Source organism: Leminorella grimontii ATCC 33999 = DSM 5078 (genome assembly GCF_000439085.1).
GTDB classification, from domain to species: Bacteria; Pseudomonadota; Gammaproteobacteria; order Enterobacterales; family Enterobacteriaceae; genus Leminorella; species Leminorella grimontii.
The window spans coordinates 1-18,107 of the sequence record NZ_AUUA01000012.1; the positions used below are offsets into that span (position 1 = coordinate 1).

An 18,107-nucleotide genomic window follows, 5' to 3' on the forward strand; every position below is an offset into this window, starting at 1 on the left:
TACTCACCCGTCCGCCACTCGCCGGCAAAGTAGCAAGCTACTTCCCGCTGCCGTTCGACTTGCATGTGTTAGGCCTGCCGCCAGCGTTCAATCTGAGCCATGATCAAACTCTTCAATTAAAGTTTGATGCTCAAAGAATCTTTACTGTTAGTTCGTAATGAATTAACTGATGTTCACTCTTCAAGACTTTTATCTATCGTTTGCGCCAAAGCGCTGTTGGATAGCGTCCTGTGAGTGCCCACACAGATTGTCTGATAAATTGTTAAAGAGCGTGCGACAGGGGAAAAACTTCCCGTGACGCGGGCTGCGTATATTACGCCATCCCGTTTCAGAGTCAAGCGGTAAATCACCGATTTGCGCGTTTAATTCTGAGGGCTAACCGGCTTGTGCCGTGTCAGTGGAGGCGCATTATAGGGGTTCGCCGCGGGCTTTCAAGCGCTAATTTAAAAAATACGTCTAACTGCCGATTGTTTAATCAAATGACGGCTAAATGGCCTGTTCATGTAAGGACTCAAAGCCAAGCTGGCGCAGCGCGGGCCAAAGCTTCTCGGTATCGCCACCTTTTCTTGAACAATACGCTATTCCCGCAGAATGCTCTCCCCACTGCGCCCCGTTCTCATCTAATAATGACTTAACGCGTCGGGCGATGGCGGCACCGGAATCAATCATCACGACGCCTTCCGGCAATACTTGAGCCAGTTCCTCTTTCAGCAGCGGGAAGTGCGTACAGCCCAATACAACGGTATCCGGCGGCACTGCGGCATTGAGCCAAGGTGACAAAATCCCTTTTAGTTCTTCAAGGGAGACATCGTGGCCGTGCAATTTTTCTTCCGCCATCTCAACCAGCCGGCTCGCGCCCATCAGTTCAATACGACAATCTTGCGCAAACTGAGCAATCAGATCGTGAGTATAGGGCCGATTAACCGTTACGTTAGTCGCCAAAAGCCCCACGATGCCGTTTCGCGTTAACTTGGCGGCAGGCTTTACCGCCGGCACAACGCCCACAATAGGAATACTTAGCCGCTCACGCAGCGCTGACAGGGCCACGACGCTTGCGGTATTACAGGCTACGACAATAATATCAATAGCGTGACGCTGGCAAATCGCCTCTACCATCGCCACCACGCGCTGGGCTATCGTCGATTCGTCCTTTTCCCCATAGGGGAATCCCGCGTTATCAAATGCATAGATGGTAGATAAATCCGGCATTAGCTGCCGGATTTCCCGATAGACTGAAAGCCCCCCTACGCCAGAATCAAATACCAATGCTGTCGGCATAGGGGACTCTCCTTTTTTCGTCGTTATTAGAAGGTATAGCTCGCAGTGAGATAGTACTCTCGCCCTGCGGTTTCATAGTTGCTGGCCGTTTCATACTCTTTATCAAACAGGTTAGCTACCCGACCTCGCACGGTAAACTGCTCGGTAACCGGGTAGGCGACCGATACGTCAACGGTGCTATAGCTGGAAAGCCGCTTCTGTTCGCTGGCGTATGCGGAAGTATTATTGTCATATCGCTTACCGTAATACTGATATGATACATCCATATCCAAACCGAACATATTCCAATCAAGCTGATATTTCGCTTTCTGCTTGGAGCGACGCGCTAAAACTTCATCATCCTTATCGCGACGCGGATCGAGATACTCCAGCGTTATCCGATGTTCAACCGGCCCGGTGCTGAATGTACCGCTCCACTCTACGCCCTTAATGGTCGCCGATTCGATGTTGTAATACTGCCCTTCCCAGGTAACGGGATCGGACTCATAGCCAATCAGGTTAGTCACCTTATTGCGATAGGCCGAAAGGCGCCAATTCAGCGGCCCAGAGTCCCCTTCAAGCCCGACTTCCCATTGGCGGGATTCTTCCGGCTTCAGGTCTTTGTTGGAAGAAATAGAAAAACGTTCTGAACCATACTGTTGGCCCAGAGTAGGCGCCAAGAAGCCGGTGCCATAAGAAAGCGTCAACCGGTAGGAGGGAATGAACTCCCAGGCCGCCGCCGCCTGCCAGGTCTCATGCCAGCCAAACTCTTCGTTGTCGTCGGTCCGTACCGCGCCTTCAAACAGGAAATTACCCAACGCCTGTTGGCCCGTAAAGTAATAGCCTGAGTTGTCTCGCTTATAGCGATCGGAAGCGTAGTTATCCGACGACTCCAGCTTCTCCTGACGCCAGTCGACGCCAGCGTTCAGCACCGTTTTATCAAAGTGATAAGAGTTGCCCCATTGCACGCTGCGCTGCGTTACGTCGTCCAGCGTCGTACCGTCTTTGTAGCGCCCTTTGATGCTGTCGTAGTTATAGTCCTTATACCTTTGATAGCTGGTGATAAGCTGGGAAGAGAAGCTTCCTTCAAGAAAGCGCAGTCCCATATCATAATTACGGCTGTAAAGCTGGCGCTCATCACCGTAGCTGCCGTCATATTCCGTATTGTTGCCGTAGCCGTATGCGCGCAGAAAACCGGAAAACTGGGATGAGAACTGTTGGTCAATGCCCGCCCACAGCGACTTGCTTCTGAAACCGTCGCGATCGCTGTCGGGTGGGTAAGAAGAAGATGGCTGAATATTGAATCCGCGGGAGTCCTCAAACGAGCCCGCCGCCGTTATTGTCGTTTTCTCGCCAAAAGTATGGCGAACGCTGCCGTCATAAAGCTGATAGTGGTTTGAACCAACGCCGGCCTCAATCTGCCCGCCGTCTTTATCGCGGGTAGTGATAATATTAATCACGCCTCCGATGGCCTCGGAACCGTATACCGCCGAGCGAGGCCCGCGAATAAACTCCACGCGCTGCACCAGAGAAATCGGCACCTGATTAAAGTCCGCCGCGCCCATAATGCCCGATACCGGAAGGCGAATGCCGTCCACCAGCACCAGAACGTGACGGGATTCGGTTCCGCGTACGTAAAGGCTGGTTGACTGGCCGCGTCCACCATTTTGGGAAATATCCACGCCGGGCAAACGGCGCAATACGTCGGTCAGGCTTTTTGACTGCCAGAGGTCTATCTGATCTCGCGTAACGATGTCCATCGGCGCAAGCACGGTCGATACCGGCTGGGGGAAACGATTTGCCGTAACCACCATCGTTTCTGCATCATCATCCGCCCATGCGGAAAAAGCCAACGCGGGAAGCGAGGCCAGTAACATTCTCTTTTTTATAAACATAAGGTTAAGCATCCAACGTCAGTTGCAGGATGCCGCAAAAAGACAGCGCGTAGTACGCGACGGCTGTTTTCCATGCGACAGGATCCCGGCAGGTCTTCGGGCTTAAGAACATTGATGGCCAACGACTTCCCATTTAATAAACAGTGTCTGTATCCAGCCGTAGCCGATACGGTCGCCATCGTTCTATTTACCGCTGCGCGTCAGCTCTGGATTTGCACCAGATTCCCTTTTCACGTTGAAGCCTTAAAGGCTCCATGCAGACCGGAACCACACATGCTACAGGCTGTTAATATGGATGTCTAGACTGCTATTTATTGAAAATCCCTTGAAAGGCTAGACATCATCAGGTCATGCCCTACAATGCCGCCTTAAGATAATTTCAACAGCATCAACCCGAGACGCCGATGACGCCAGAAATACTCCCAATAGAAAACTATGACGCCCAACTGACGGAAAAGACCGAGCGCCTGACCGCCATGATGGCGCCCTTCGGCGCGCCGAAGCCGGAAGTTTTCGCCTCGCCGAAAAGCCACTACCGCATGCGGGCGGAGTTTCACATCTGGCATGAGGGGGATGACCTTTACCACGTCATGTTCGACAGAAATACCAAACAGCGAATTCGCGTTGACGCGTTTCCCGCCGCTAGCGAGCTGATAAATCGGCTCATGCCTCAGCTTCTGAATGAAATCAAGCCTCATCATTCGCTGCGCTACAAGCTATTTCAAATCGACTATCTCTCAACGGTAAGCGGCGAAGTCATCGTTTCTCTGCTGTACCACCGCAAGCTCGATGACGAATGGCAGCAGCACGCCGCCAGCCTGCGGGAAAGCCTGCAAAAGCAAGGATTCAATCTCCAGCTTATCGGCCGGGCGCTAAAACAAAAGATTTGCCTGGAGCGGGACTACGTGGATGAAAAGCTGACGGTAAGCGGTAAAGAGATTATTTATCGCCAAACGGAAAACAGCTTCACTCAGCCGAACGCCGCCGTAAACGTACATATGCTGGAATGGGCGCAGCGCATAACTGAAGGCTCTCGCGGCGACCTGCTGGAGCTCTACTGCGGCAACGGTAACTTTTCTCTGGCGCTGGCGGGCAATTTCGATCGCGTGCTGGCTACCGAAATCGCCAAACCGTCCGTAGCCGCCGCGCAGTACAATATTGCCGCTAACCGAATTGATAACGTTCAGATCGTTCGCATGTCGGCAGAAGAGTTTACTCAGGCAATGCGGGGCACGCGGGAGTTTAACCGCCTGCAGGGCATCGATTTAACGAGCTACCGCTGTGAAACCATCTTCGTCGATCCGCCGCGCAGCGGGTTGGATGAGCAAACCGTTCGCTTGGTACAGAAATATCCGCGCATTCTCTACGTTTCCTGCAATCCCGAAACGCTGTGCGATAACCTGAAGACGCTGAGCGAAACGCACCGCATTACCCATCTGGCGCTGTTCGACCAGTTCCCGTACACCCATCACATGGAAAGCGGCGTACTGTTGGAAAGAAAAGGTTAACGTTTCTCCCATAAAAAAGCCCCAATCACCGTTGGGGCCTTCTAACTAAAATAAACTAGAACAAATACTTTACGCCAAACTGGGCGCTGGTGTCGCTATAGCCGTCAGCGCCTATCTGCTGGGCCACATTGCCCCAAACGTTAAAGTTCGCGTTGATTTGCCCCTCAACGCCCAGCTTAACCTCACCCACGTCTTTTGCACCGACCTGCCGGTTTTCTTCCCCGCCGATCTCTACCGCAAAATCTCTCATTAGGTGCAGCCAGTTAATTTCCACAAATGGTTGAAACAGGCGCTGCTTATCGGCATCGCTATCGTGGCGCCCCTGCGCGTAGGCGCGCAAGCCTAGACGGGTCAACAGGTTTCCAGACGAGCCGTCCGCAGCCATACTTCCGTTCTCCTCGCGATGGTCATCTGCCTTAATTCCCATCCAGACCACCTGCGCCTTTGGCTGTAGCCAATAGCTATCGTAAGCTTTTTCTCCAACCTTAAAGCTGTATCCCCCCTCCAGAGAAGATGAAATCCCTTTTGAACGATACTTCTCTGTCGCCAAGCCATCGCCGTTTACCTGATTTTTAAACCAGCCGTACTGTATCCAACCGTCCAGATAGGCACCGGTTTTATTCGCTTCGTTTGCATACCAGGTTCCATAGGCCCCCACGCTGTAACCTTCGACCTGCCCGCGTGAACGATAGTGGGTCAGCGAAGACTGCGTATTGTTTTGACTATTGCCATAGCCCGCCATTAACCCCAGATGCAGCCGACTGTTGCCATTGCCGTACCACTGAGCGATATCGCCCCCCATCTGGGCTACGTAGCGGTTGCTCTGGGTTTTTAGCTGCTCGCTGCTTTCGCGAAAACGGTTATGTCCGCCAACCTGGCGCAGCCACAGGCTCGTTACGCGGCGTTCGCCCGTTAACACATCGGTATACTGAGTTTCTCCCAGCCTGTCGTGCAGCCGGGTAATAAACATCGTATTTGCCGCTACGCGGTTGGCTAAATAAGAGCCCGACTCTGGACGGACAACCCTATCGGCTGGCGCAGGCTCCGGTTTGGGATCGGGGATAGGATCGTTCTGAGGATCGGGCTCCGGGTCAGGATTAACGGGCGTAACGGGTGACAGAGCGCTGGTCAGATACCAGTTCTTTTCCGTCGCGCTATCCTGACCACGAACCAAAAAGTAGTCATATAGGCCAGCAACAATCCGCCCTGACTGCTCAAAAGTGCCGTCCGAGTTCCCGCCAACGGTAATCAACTCAATACCGTTTATCGTATCCGCGCCCTGCCCGCCAATATTATTTACGGCGACATAAGTTCTACCCGACGTATTGCCCGCAATCTCTAAACGATCCGTCGGTGAAGCATCATCACCTAGCTGAGTATTCATTACGATAAGGCCGTTTTGGCCGCTGTAGTCACCCGCAACGCTAAGCGTTTTAAACGAAGCGCCGTCGTTAAGAAAATTCAGCGTAGACTGGTTGAGCGCTAAATCCGTCAAAGATGAGTTAGCAGTCATGTCCCAGACGCTGTGCTGACCGCTTAGCGTCAAGTTTACCTGCCCCCCATTTTTTACTGACGTTCTACCCCAGATATAGGAATTATCGCCGGCGTTCGCATTAATTTGTGCGTTAGATGATTCAATGATGCCGTAAGAAGTCAGCTTGCCGTCGTTGACGTTGATAGAAGCGCCGTTAGAGGCATACATTGCATAGAAAGCCTCATCTTTCGTCCTTTCACTGCCCAGGCTGACGTTTTTATTCAGTTGGATATTCCCGTTATCCGGAGCATAAAGGTAAACGACGCTTTTGGCCTTACTGGCGTAGTCTGAAAAATCGGCGGAATAGTTCCCTTCGACAGTTACAGAACCTCGGCGGCTGTATATGCCATAAAAGTTATTACTGCTATCCGTCGTCGCCTGATTGTTAAAAACAACCGACGTGTCGTTCAAACGCGCATTGGCGTTATCCGCCATAACGCCTCGAAACGTGCTGCCGGTGGAGGTTGCCGCAGCGGAAAGCGTTATCTCGGCAGAGCCGTCCAAAGAAAGGCTGAGGGTATTATTGTTATAAAGATTCTTACCCGAGGCATAAATGCCAATAACTTGCTGAGTCTTTCCTTCGCCCGACAGGCGCAGACTTGTGTTACCGCTGGAGGTTAAATAGCCATTGAGGGAATACAGGCCGTAGCTATAGGCATTATCGTTTTTTACAGACGACGTCAGGGAGGCATTGCGATATGACAGGCCAAGCCCGGCGGACTCAATGCCCCGAGAAGCCTCACCGCCCTGTAGCGTTATCAGCAGGTCTTCCGCCTTGATGTAATTGAGCCCGGCGCTGTTGCATCCGCTCGTACCTCCTGAAGACGCAAGCGGCAGGCACTGAGAAAGAATGCCAGACACCGTTTGGTTACTGGTGACATCAATCGACGTCAGGCCGGTTAACTCCATATGGCTCAGATCGTTAACGCCTACAGATTCGTTAGCAACGCCAATCGTATATTTTCTGCCGCCGCTGCCTACGGATTTGACTGTCAAGTCATCGGCTTTAAAAGAGTTGTTATTGCCTCTGATATAAACCGCATAAGTATGGGAAGGATCGCCGGTACCAAATCCGATGGAAGTCACGCTTGAACCGGAACCAAGATCGAGCGTCCCGTTGCCATCGCTAAACACCAATCCAGGCCAATGGCGGCTTGCGTCAGTCACCGTAACGGAACCGACGACAGAAATGTTTTTGTTGGTAAAGTCAATGTGAGTGGTATCACCGGAAAGCGTTTCCGCTTGAGACGGAAAAGTATGCAAATAAGTTGCGGCAATGATAAAAAAGCCGGCTTTATTCCCTAAGCCAAGATTACGCATAAGTTCCTTCTTATGTAAAAAGCAGACTATATATTCAAGCGGTTAGCGGAACATTCTGTGTTCACACGTATAAAGCGACAGCTTTTGATAAAAACTTAAGCTACCTGATAAATTTATTTTAATTTATGAAAAGAATTTTCTGGAAAACAAAATTAAACGTGAATACGTTGAAAATAATAATATCACAGAGAGGTAATATTAATAAAATGATTAATAGATACTAAAAAGAGGTAGATAGCCAACTCTTAAATATTTTCAATACCTAAGAGCTGGTCTATTAATGGACATTGCGATTAGTCGGCCTGTTTGGCCACCTTGCGGCGAGAAACGATATTGAGCTTGTGGCCGATCCAGAACACCAGCGCCACGCAGACGATCGTTAGCAGGAAGTTAGAACCCATCCCGTTGTACTGCGCGCGGATAACGGCGCTGTATAAAAACAGCCCCAGCAGGAAGCAACAGCCCGCAAGCGACGGCGTACCTTCCGGCATCGGCTGAGAAACGTAGCGTTGATGCAGGAAATAGATAGAAAAACCCAGCGCAATCAGCGGGAAAATGGAAAAGGAAATAACGGAATCAAACAGCGCATTGAAGGAACCGTTAAGGGATATGCCGGCGATAAACGCTATCAGCAACGTGCCGAATTCTTTTTTTGTTTTTTCTGTCATTACTGCTCTCCTTCGTTTCTTCTACCGCGATTTACAGCGAAACGGGCACTGAACCCTTCTCTTGTTCCCGGCGATACCAATAGTACACGCCTTTAGAAATCATCCTCAGCTGTAAGACTAGCCGTTCCTCCAGCTGATTGCGTTGGGCTACGTCAATATCCAACGCTTCTGCGCCGGCGCTGAAAACGATGGTGACCATCGCTTCGGCCTGCGCTTCGGTAAAGCTTCTGGGCATCTGGTTCGCCTGTTCCAGGTAGTCCGCCAGCTCAGCGATAAAGTGCTGAATTTCACGCGCAACGGCGGCGCGAAACGCCGCAGACGTCCCTGAACGCTCGCGCAGCAACAGCCGAAAAGCGTTAGGGTTATGGTCAATAAATTCCATAAACGTGGAAACGGAAGTGCGGATCACGCTGCCGCCCTTAGCGATGCGCTGCCGCGCCTGACGCATCAGCTGACGCAGCATAAGGCCGCTTTCGTCCACCATCGTTAACCCCAACTCGTCGACGTCGCGAAAGTGACGATAGAACGACGTTGGCGCAATACCCGCTTCTCGCGCGACTTCGCGCAGGCTCAGGCTGGCAAAGCTGCGTTCTGCGCTAAGCTGACTAAACGCCGCCTGAACGAGAGAACGGCGCGTACGCTCTTTTTGTAGTGCTCTGACGCCCATCACGTCTTGGTTCCCCACTTGTTTCTGTCTGAAAAACCGCGCATTCGTTTAATGCCGCCCTCTATTGGACCGAGAAACGGCGCAAAATGCTTAGCAACCTATGCCGTTTTTTTCTGTTCCGACTCAATGACGCTCGGCATATGCTCGGCAATGCTTTCCGCCAGCTGTTCATAGCGAGCGCGCAGCGGCGAACCAGGGCGATAGACCAAACCGATAGTACGCTTAGGCTCCGGCTTAAAGCAGGGCAAATAGCAAATACCGTCGCGCTCGCGCTCAGGCGGCGTAGCCAACAGGGGCAGCAGCGTAATGCCGCTGGCGGCAGCCACCATGTTGCGCAGCGTTTCCAAGCTGGTCGCTCGGAAATGAGAGTCTTCATCGGCACCGGCCTGGAAGCAGAAACCCAGTGCCTGATCGCGCAGGCAGTGGCCGTCTTCCAGCATCAAAAGCTTCTCGCCGGAAAGCTCCGACATCATAATTTTATCGCGCCCTGCCCACTTGTGATCGGAATAGATAGCCAGGCGCATCGGCTCATCGTACAGCGGGATCTCAATGAAGGACTCCGTCTCTTTCACCAGAGCCAAAATGGCGCAGTCGAGCTTACCGCTGTCCAACTGGGACAACAGATCTTTAGTCTGCGCTTCGTGCAGATACATCTCCAGCTTGGGAAACGCCTTGTGCAACATGGGAATGATGTGCGGTAACAGGTAGGGGGCGACGGTCGGTATCAGGCCGATATGCAGCGGCCCGGACATGGTTTCGCCCTGCTGGCTCGCCATTTCTTTTAATACTTTGACTTCCCGCAGCACCTTTTTCGCCTGATCGACCAGCAGCATCCCCGCTTGAGTAAACAGCACCTTACGGCTGGTACGCTCGAGCAGCATAACGCCAAGCTCATCTTCTAACTTGCGGATTTGCCCGCTCAGCGTGGGCTGGCTGACGTGACAGGAATCCGCCGCACGCCGGAAATGGCAGTGTTCCGAGAGCGCGACGAGGTATTCTAAATCTCGAATATTCATAACCTAATCCCTTACCTCAAGATAGACAGTGTCAATAGATAGAATAGTGACTAACGATTATACCTATTAACCTACCACATGGATAATCCACATCAACGAAAACATGACATACGGCCACAAAAAAATGCGCCGTCAAATCAACAGGCTTACGAGGATATCCATGTTTACATCACGCGAAGGACAGAACGTACCGCAAACCACTTTTCATACGCGCCAGGGAGATCGTTGGGTTGATGTCACAACGGACGATTTGTTTGCTAACAAGACCGTCATCGTATTTTCTCTGCCGGGCGCCTTTACGCCAACCTGTTCATCCAGCCATCTGCCGCGCTACAACGAACTGGCGCCGGTGTTCAAACAGCACGGCGTTGACAGCATTCTGTGCGTTTCCGTTAACGACACCTTTGTAATGAACGCGTGGAAGTCCGAACAGAGCGCAGAAAATATTACCTTCATTCCTGATGGAAACGGCGAATTCACTAAAGGCATGGGCATGCTGGTCGAGAAAGCCGAACTGGGCTTTGGCCCGCGCTCATGGCGCTACTCCATGCTGGTACGCAACGGCGTGGTTGAAAAAATGTTTATCGAACCGAACAAGCCGGGCGACCCGTTTGAAGTTTCAGATGCGGACACCATGCTGAAGTACCTGGCGCCGGACTGCAAACTGCAGGAGTCCATCGCCCTGTTCACCAAGCCTGGCTGCCCGTTCTGTGCGAAAGCCAAGCAAATGCTGCAAGAGCGCGGCCTTCAGTATGAAGAAATTATCCTTGGAACCGACGCGACGACCGTCAGCCTGCGCGCCGTGACCGGTCGCTCAACGGTACCGCAAGTCTATATCGGCGGTCGCCACATTGGCGGCAGCGACGACTTGGAAGCGTTATTTGCGGCCTGATGGTTTCAAGCAGGCAATATGATGTAGCACCCGCAGGCAGAGGTCTGTGGGTGAAAGAGAGCACTCCTGTCTAGTTTTAGTTAGCCAATGGTAAGTTTTGGCGGACTTCGGTCCGCCTTTTTTTTCTCCCAGGGAGCCCTAACAGAATGAAAGAGTTACAGGTTGACGTCGCCGTCATCGGCGGCGGAACCGCCGGCCTCGGCGCATACCGTTCGGCAAAGCGCTTTACCCCCAGCGTAGTGATGATAGAAGGCGGGCCGTTCGGCACCTCCTGCGCCCGCGTCGGCTGTATGCCCTCCAAACTGCTGATCGCCGCTGCTGAAGCGGTGCACGAGATTGAAAAAGCGCCTGAATTTGGCATCCATACAACGGGAGAAATCAAGATTAACGGCCGAGAAGTCATGGGCCGCGTCAAGCGTGAGCGCGATCGCTTCGTCGGCTTTGTGCTGGAAGGCGTTGATGAAATCCCGGCAGAAGACAAAATCCTGGGCTACGCCAGGTTCCTCGACAACAACACGCTTCAGGTTGACGACCATACCCGCATCGTTGCCAGACGCATCGTCATCGCTACCGGCTCTCGCCCAAGCTGGCCCGCACCGTGGAATTCGTTAGGCGATCGCCTGATTATTAACGATGACGTATTCAATTGGGACGACCTGCCCACCTCCGTCGCCGTTTTTGGCCCGGGCGTTATCGGCCTTGAGCTAGGCCAAGCCCTGCATCGCCTTGGCGTCAAGGTGACGATGTTCGGCGTTGGCGGCGCCGTTGGCCCGCTAACCGATGCGGCAATTCGTCAATATGCCGAAAAAACCATCAATCATGAATTTTATCTCGATCCGGACGCAAAGGTTGAGATTATGGAACGCCGCGGCGACGCCGTATTCATCCGTTATCAGGATAAAGCCGGACAGGCGCAGGAAATTACCGTCGACTACGTGTTGGCCGCCACAGGCCGCCGCCCGAACGTAGACAATATCGGTTTGGAAAATACGACGCTTGTGCTGGACCCACGCGGCGTCCCCGTCGCGTCGCCTCAAACGATGCAAACCAGCGTAGCGCACATATTCATCGCCGGCGACGCCAGCAACCAGCTTCCGCTGCTGCACGAAGCCAGCGATCAGGCGCGCATTGCCGGTGAAAACGCAGGATCCTATCCGGAAGTTTCCCCAGGCCTGCGCCGCAGCCCGATATCCGTCGTGTTCTCCGATCCGCAGATCGCCATGGTAGGCTCAACCTATCGTGAGCTTAACCAGAAGTTCAGCGCCTGCGGCTGTTTTGAAGTAGGAGAAGTCTCGTTTGAAAATCAGGGCCGCTCCCGCGTTATGTTGCGAAACAAAGGCCTGCTGCACGTTTACGGCGAACAGGGCACTGGTCGCTTCCTCGGCGCAGAGATGATGGGCCCAGGCGCAGAACACATCGCTCACCTGCTGGCCTGGGCGCATCAACAGCAGATGACCATCGGCCAAATGCTGGACATGCCGTTCTATCACCCGGTTATCGAAGAGGGGCTGAGAACCGCCCTGCGCGATCTTCACGCCAAGCTGCGCCTTGGCGACGATGAAATCGAACGCTGCCAGCGCTGCCCCGGCGATTAAGCCAACCTGCGCCTGCGCGCCCAATGCGCGCGGGCGCAGCCTTTTCATCGTTAAACGTCCTATAATTTAACGCCGTCAACTATACAAACCATTTTCACCTCGCTACATTCCTTTTTTACCTATAAAAAATCGAGACAAAAAATGACGCGTAAAGACGGATTTCTGGCGCTGCTGGTCGTTATCATATGGGGCATCAACTTCGTGGCGATAAAGATGGGGCTCCAGAATATGCCGCCCCTGCTGCTTGCCGGCCTGCGCTTTCTGCTGGTTGCCGTTCCCGCGATGTTCTTTATAGCCAGGCCCAAAATACCGCTGTCTTTACTACTGGGCTATGGGCTTACCATCAGCTTCGGCCAGTTCGCTTTTTTATTCAGCGCTATCAAGTTCGGCATGCCGGCCGGGCTGGCTTCACTGGTCCTTCAGGCACAGGCGTTCTTTACCATCATTCTCGGCGCGCTGACGTTTGGCGAACGCCTACAGGCCAAGCAGTTTATCGGCATTGCGCTGGCCGTCGTCGGCATACTGGTGCTGATTGAGGGAAGCGTCAGCGGGCAGTCCGTTACCGTCCTCGGCTTCCTGCTTACGCTGGGCGGCGCGTTCTGCTGGGCAAGCGGCAACATATTTAATAAAAAGATCATGCTGCTGCCGGAACGTCCGGCGATTATGTCGCTCGTTGTATGGAGCGCCCTGATTCCCATCGCGCCATTCTTCCTTGCAAGCTACCTGTTCGAAGGCGAAGGCGCCATACGGCAAAGCCTTGAGGCCATCAACATGACCACGATAATTTGCCTGCTCTATTTGTCCTTTCTGTCCACCATCGTCGGCTACGGCCTGTGGGGAACTTTGCTAGGGCGCTACGAAACCTGGCGCGTGGCTCCGCTGTCGCTTTTAGTACCCGTTGTAGGCATGGCGAGCGCAACGCTGTTTTTAGACGAAACGCTTTCCCTTACTCAGATATTGGGCGCGGCGTTAGTTATGGCAGGTTTGTACATTAACGTGTTTGGGCTGAAAATATACCGCCGAATGAGAAAAGCGCGTTCAAGTTAAAATTGATTAGATTCATCTTTAGAAATACCGCTTCTCAATTCAACCGCGCTTTCGCCTAAAGCGCGGCTTTTCTTAATAACTTCTTGTTATTATTAAAAACGTCGATATATACTCCACGAGAAATAGTTTTATCAATAAACCAATAATGAAAGGAATCTCTATGAGAAAAATGGCAATTTTAGCTCTGGCCGCGCTGTTTATGACCGGGTGCGCCTCTAAATATTCCATCCTGATGCAGTACCATAACCAATGCGACGCGGCTAACCCCGATCCGCAAGCCTATGTAGGCTACGTTGACTGTATGAATTCCATGGTAAGCCTTGATTCAAAGGTGAGTCGCGGCACCGGTACGCTCAACATCATGTCTTACGCCAATCAGCTGAAGCTTCAGGTACAAGAACATAAAATAACGGGCGTTGATGCCCGTAAAGAACTACAAAACAAATACTCCCGCATAAAGTTCAACTATAGCCTTCCTCAGCAACAGGTGACGCCTGCAGCACCTGTTGCAGATACGCCAGCGGCAAGGTAACAAGTCAATTTAACCCACCTTCCGGTGGGTTTTTGCTGTACGTCACACCTTGAAAAGCGGCTCTCGCGTTTTACAACACTTTCATTTAGAGTGATTGCCAGATCTACTCTTTCCCCTTAACTTCTTCCGAGGTCTGCCTATTGGAAACTGTGTCAAATCAATAAACGCTGCGGCTTAATGCCCGCACGTTGACGCCATGCTTAGCGCGTATGCGCATAGGCAGCGGTCTTTGATTGCACAAAATTCCGGCACGCCTCGCTCATTGAATATTCCATTTGAAAGACAAACTGAGCGCATCGCTTTTCTATTCCGTGTCGGATTTTGTTGCCCGTATTTTTACCGCTCACTCAGGTGAGTAATGAACGGGATAAAACGCCCGATAAACACGTAAGGAATCCACTTATGACGCTCAGCAAACTTATTCATCGCAAAATCCCTCTTACCGCCGATGTGGGAAGTGGAAAAATTCCCTGGAATGAGCCGGAATTCAGCGCCCGCATGCTCAACAATCACCTCAGTCAAGAACACGACTGGGCTAGCCGACGCGGAGAGCTTATTGAACGGCACGTTGAGTGGATAGCCCAGCGCCTTGCGAAAAAAGCCCGCATTCTCGACCTCGGCTGCGGTCCCGGCCTGTATCTACAGATGCTGGCCCGAAAAGGGTATCAGTGCAGCGGCGTCGACTTCTCTCCGGCCGCAATCGACTATGCCCAAAAGCGTGCGAAAGAAGAAACGCTGGCCATCGACTATTGCTGTGAAGACGTAAGGACCTTTTCCCCGGTCGGAAATTACGACTTTATTATGATGACCTTTGGCGAACTGAACGTCTTTAGCCGGGACGACGCTACGCGGTTGGTCAACGGCGCCGCATCGTGGCTTGCGCCAAACGGCCAAATGTTGATTGAAGTACACTCATGGGAAGAAGTTCGTCGTCAAGGCCTACGGCCTTCAACGTGGGAAACGCTGTCGACCGGGCTGTTTTCCGAACGTCCTCACCTGTTGTTGACCGAAAGCGCCTGGGACGAACAGAAAGCCGTCGCGTCCACCGCCTGGTGGACTATCGACGCCTGCGCTGAAACGTCCTTTTTTACCAGCCACATGCAGGCCTGGAGAAACGACGAATATCTGGAAATGCTAAAAAGCGCGGGGCTTGAGGACGTTTTCCAACTAAAGGATACCGAATGGCCGGTGGGACAAGCGTTTGATAACGGGTTGTTTGTACTTTGCGGGCGAACTCGCAAATAGGCTAAGCCATATACCAGACGGGAAGGAGCGACAACCAAAATGCCCTTCCCTTCTTCATTCCAACACCTCGCGCTGACGTACTATCCTGTCGATAAGCGCCGAACAGGTTGTCGCCAGCCGCCTTTCATATATCTGCATGTGGTCGATTAAGTTACGCAGATCGGACAGCTCCTGCACCGTATAGGAGACGGCGCCGGGCTTCTTGATATTATTGCGATAGTCTGCAGGATTAGCATTAAGCAGTACGATCGCATCTCGATGAGGCAACCGCTTGGCGGCGAAGTGCGCCAGCAGGTTCCTCTGCGGGCGACAGCGTTTGATTTCCTCTAAATCGGCCTGAAAGGCTTTCAGCATGTCGTCTTCCATATAGGGCGCACAGCCGTCTTTGATAGCGTCGATCATGCGGTGTATCGACAGCTTCCCGCTGATGCTGGGCTTCTGGAAAGAGGGCGTTGACGAGAGAAACGCATACAGCCGCTGAATGTTAAAGTCCATAAAGTTATAGACCTGCACATAAAGCCCGACGAGAACAAAGTCATCCCTGTCGAGATTATCAAGCTCGCCGATGTCCAGACGGCGAAACTCTTCATTTAACGTTACGGCCTCTTCTGCATTCATATCTTCCGGTGAGTTCATTCTTTTTCATCCCATAATGTTGGCGCAACCGTTTAACCATAAGCGTTTTAGGATATATCAGAACAAGCTTTAATATTCAAACGAGAAGAAAACGAACGCTCGCTATAAAAGCGTCACGACGGCGCACCACGTATTAAACAGTGAATGAAGCACGATAGGCATAATCAGCCCTCGGGTATGTATTCTGACAACGCAAAGAATGGCTGAAAAAGCAAACAGGCTTACAAACGTCGTCGGCATGACGTACTGCGTATGCAGGAGAGAAAAGATTAAAGAGGTCGTAACGATACCGACCGTTTTTGAACGCGGGCCCCAGCCGATGCTGGCGTTTAAAAGCAGTCCGCGAAAGATAATCTCTTCATTGACTGGCGCCAATACGATAAACACCACCGCCAGTGCGACTTTGACCATTGGAGAATGGGAAGGAAGCTCACCGACCCAGGGTTCAGGCATTCCAAGAAACGCACCAATGACTACGAGTATAAAAATCGCCAGCATGGGCAAAGGCAGATCGCGCCATGCAAACTTTCCCAGCGTCAAAAAGCGATAGCGTTTCGAATATTCCCACCAAAAGATCAGCGAACAGGGCAGCAGCAGGAAAAAATGCATGACGAAGGCGGCCATCCCCGATTGATAAAGATAGGCATAGTTCGGCAGCAGCAGCATCACGTACGACAAAGCATACCAACAGAAAAGCGCCGCCAGGCAAAAAAAGGTGTGCTGTAATCTATCCGATTGATTATTCATATCGCTAACTGGCTGTCCCCATATCCGTCTGACGGCACATTAATTTCAGCAAGCATTATAAATAATCGGCGGGCGGGCGTCTCATGAAAACGGCTACCCGCCCTTTAAGACGGATAGCCATAGATGCCCAAGCCGCTACAACACGAGTTTGGAGAGGACAAAGCCAAAGGGCACTGCGCAGAGTATTGAGATGCATCCTGGCAAAAAGAACGGATGATTAACGACCTTCGAGCCGTTCCAGCGCTTGCTTAAAAACGACCCCGTATCGTCAGTGGCGATAGCAAAGGCGGTCGTTGGATAAATGTTGGTGATGTACAGCGCGCTGACGGCGACGAACCCGGCGAGGATCGCATTGGGACTGATGCCTATCGACGCCGCAATCGGCATCAGCAGAGCGCAGGTCGCTCCCTGGCTGAAAAGCATTGAGCTTGTAAAGAAGAACACTACCGCCAGCAGCGCCGGATACTCCTGCAGCATCTCCTTGGCGAAGTCTTTTATTTCCGGCACGTGTACGCCGATAATCGTACTGCTGAGCCACACAATCCCCAAAACGACAACCAGCGATTCAGCGCCAGACTTAAATAAGGGCGTTTCCTTAATGTCCTTAAACGCGATTTTACAGACAAAGATCGTCACCGTAGACACGATGAACATAGTAATAATAATCAGATCGCGCGAGCTGACGCCGTGTTTGATAAAGGGTTTAAACAGCAGCATGCCGACGACAAAAAGCACGCCAAGCAGGAAAATGCCAACAGAGAGTTTCGCATTTTTCTTAACCAGAACGTCTTCCGGCTTGCGAATATTCACCAGATTGGCCTTCAGGCGCTCCTGATATATAGGATCTTCGGCCAGACTGACGCCCTGCTTATTGGCGATAAACGCCGCGACCAGCATGGCAAACAGCGCGGTCGGAAAAATAACCAACAGCGCAGAGCCGAAGCTAACGCCCATTGTTTCCACCGTCGCGTACATAATCGCCGTCGCCGCCGAGATTGGTGATGCGGTAATGGCAAGCTGTGAAGCCACGACCGCAGAGCTTAAAGGCTGGCTCGGCCTGATGCCGTTATCTTTCGCGACTTCCTGAATAACGTTAAGAACGGACATTGCGGTATAGCCCGTTCCCGATAAAACGGTTAATACAAACGTCACGCTCGGCGCCAGAATATTTAAATACTTTGGATGATTGCGTAATAGCCTGTCGGTAAAGTTGACCAAATAATTCATTCCTCCGGCCTGCTGCATAACGGCCAGTGCAATAATGACGGAAAGAATAATAAGCATAACGTCAATAGGCGGATCGCCCGCCGGTATTCCCAGAATAAAAACGGCGATCCCAAGCCCCACGCCGCCTGCAAAGCCTACGCCAATGCCGCCCCACCTTGCGGCGACCATGATTGTGCCCAATAGCAATACGATATGCAGTATTAACATATTATTCTCCATCGTCTTGTCGTTATATTTATAGAACGAACTTAATTTCTATTTTTTCGTTATTCTGAATTTCGGATAAAAGCCTCCTTTGCCATGGATACGATGAATATCCAT

15 protein-coding genes, 1 rRNA gene and 1 riboswitch are annotated in these 18,107 nt (G+C 52.0%); of the genes, 6 read left to right on the forward strand and 10 right to left on the reverse strand.

Annotated elements, in window-relative coordinates; translation table 11 throughout:
* The 3 genes from G544_RS0113255 to btuB form a co-directional block, all read right to left on the reverse strand.
* Window positions 1–119 (reverse strand): 16S ribosomal RNA (locus G544_RS0113255); the annotation flags it as partial.
* Window positions 120–486: 367 nt separating this feature from the next.
* Window positions 487–1,278, reverse strand: a complete 792-nt coding sequence (gene murI, locus G544_RS0113260) for a glutamate racemase (protein WP_051155752.1) — start codon at window positions 1,276–1,278, stop codon at window positions 487–489.
* A gap of 26 nt (window positions 1,279–1,304) precedes the next feature.
* Window positions 1,305–3,152, reverse strand: a complete 1,848-nt coding sequence (gene btuB / locus G544_RS0113265; RefSeq protein ID WP_027275059.1) for a TonB-dependent vitamin B12 receptor BtuB — start codon at window positions 3,150–3,152, stop codon at window positions 1,305–1,307.
* A 70-nt stretch (window positions 3,153–3,222) separates the two neighbouring features.
* Window positions 3,223–3,433: riboswitch (cobalamin riboswitch) on the reverse strand.
* A 123-nt stretch (window positions 3,434–3,556) separates the two neighbouring features.
* Here btuB and trmA point away from each other — a divergent pair.
* Window positions 3,557–4,660, forward strand: a complete 1,104-nt coding sequence (trmA, locus tag G544_RS0113270; RefSeq protein WP_027275060.1) for a tRNA (uridine(54)-C5)-methyltransferase TrmA — start codon at window positions 3,557–3,559, stop codon at window positions 4,658–4,660.
* A 55-nt stretch (window positions 4,661–4,715) separates the two neighbouring features.
* Here the strand turns inward: trmA and G544_RS20565 are convergent, their stop codons facing one another.
* The 4 genes from G544_RS20565 to oxyR form a co-directional block, all read right to left on the reverse strand.
* Complete coding sequence (locus G544_RS20565) at window positions 4,716–7,514, reverse strand: autotransporter outer membrane beta-barrel domain-containing protein (protein ID WP_051155753.1); 2,799 nt, start codon at window positions 7,512–7,514, stop codon at window positions 4,716–4,718.
* A 293-nt stretch (window positions 7,515–7,807) separates the two neighbouring features.
* Window positions 7,808–8,182: a YijD family membrane protein gene (locus G544_RS0113280; RefSeq protein ID WP_027275061.1), complete on the reverse strand. Its 375-nt coding sequence runs from the start codon at window positions 8,180–8,182 to the stop codon at window positions 7,808–7,810.
* A gap of 31 nt (window positions 8,183–8,213) precedes the next feature.
* A complete protein-coding gene (gene fabR, locus G544_RS0113285) occupies window positions 8,214–8,849 on the reverse strand; it encodes an HTH-type transcriptional repressor FabR (RefSeq protein WP_027275062.1) in 636 nt (211 codons plus the stop codon).
* A gap of 98 nt (window positions 8,850–8,947) precedes the next feature.
* The gene (oxyR, locus tag G544_RS0113290; RefSeq protein WP_027275063.1) at window positions 8,948–9,865 is read right to left on the reverse strand and encodes a DNA-binding transcriptional regulator OxyR; all 918 of its coding nucleotides are present in this window, start codon (window positions 9,863–9,865) and stop codon (window positions 8,948–8,950) included.
* A gap of 160 nt (window positions 9,866–10,025) precedes the next feature.
* Here oxyR and G544_RS0113295 point away from each other — a divergent pair, with 160 nt between their 5' ends.
* The 5 genes from G544_RS0113295 (at window position 10,026) to G544_RS20570 (ending at window position 15,176) form a co-directional block, all read left to right on the forward strand.
* Window positions 10,026–10,757 carry a glutathione peroxidase gene (locus tag G544_RS0113295; protein WP_027275064.1) on the forward strand — a complete coding sequence of 244 codons (732 nt, stop codon included), beginning with the start codon at window positions 10,026–10,028 and terminating at the stop codon, window positions 10,755–10,757.
* Between the two features lie 146 nt (window positions 10,758–10,903).
* Window positions 10,904–12,352: a dihydrolipoyl dehydrogenase gene (locus G544_RS0113300; RefSeq protein ID WP_027275065.1), complete on the forward strand. Its 1,449-nt coding sequence runs from the start codon at window positions 10,904–10,906 to the stop codon at window positions 12,350–12,352.
* A gap of 141 nt (window positions 12,353–12,493) precedes the next feature.
* Window positions 12,494–13,399 (forward strand): O-acetylserine/cysteine exporter, encoded by a 906-nt coding sequence (eamA, locus tag G544_RS0113305; RefSeq protein WP_027275066.1) that lies wholly within the window; start codon window positions 12,494–12,496, stop codon window positions 13,397–13,399.
* Between the two features lie 160 nt (window positions 13,400–13,559).
* Entirely contained in the window at window positions 13,560–13,931 is a 372-nt protein-coding gene (locus G544_RS0113310) for a hypothetical protein (protein WP_027275067.1), read from the forward strand.
* 402 nt (window positions 13,932–14,333) lie between these two features.
* A complete protein-coding gene (locus G544_RS20570; RefSeq protein WP_036024103.1) occupies window positions 14,334–15,176 on the forward strand; it encodes a class I SAM-dependent methyltransferase in 843 nt (280 codons plus the stop codon).
* Window positions 15,177–15,230: 54 nt separating this feature from the next.
* Here G544_RS20570 and G544_RS0113320 read toward each other — a convergent pair whose 3' ends face one another.
* From G544_RS0113320 to G544_RS0113330, 3 genes are all read right to left on the reverse strand, one after another.
* Window positions 15,231–15,812, reverse strand: coding sequence for a hypothetical protein (locus G544_RS0113320; RefSeq protein WP_027275068.1), 582 nt, complete (start codon window positions 15,810–15,812; stop codon window positions 15,231–15,233).
* A 102-nt stretch (window positions 15,813–15,914) separates the two neighbouring features.
* Window positions 15,915–16,559 carry a CPBP family intramembrane glutamic endopeptidase gene (locus G544_RS0113325; RefSeq protein ID WP_027275069.1) on the reverse strand — a complete coding sequence of 215 codons (645 nt, stop codon included), beginning with the start codon at window positions 16,557–16,559 and terminating at the stop codon, window positions 15,915–15,917.
* A gap of 135 nt (window positions 16,560–16,694) precedes the next feature.
* Window positions 16,695–17,993, reverse strand: a complete 1,299-nt coding sequence (locus G544_RS0113330; RefSeq protein WP_027275070.1) for an anaerobic C4-dicarboxylate transporter — start codon at window positions 17,991–17,993, stop codon at window positions 16,695–16,697.
* Between the last annotated feature and the right edge of the window lie 114 nt (window positions 17,994–18,107).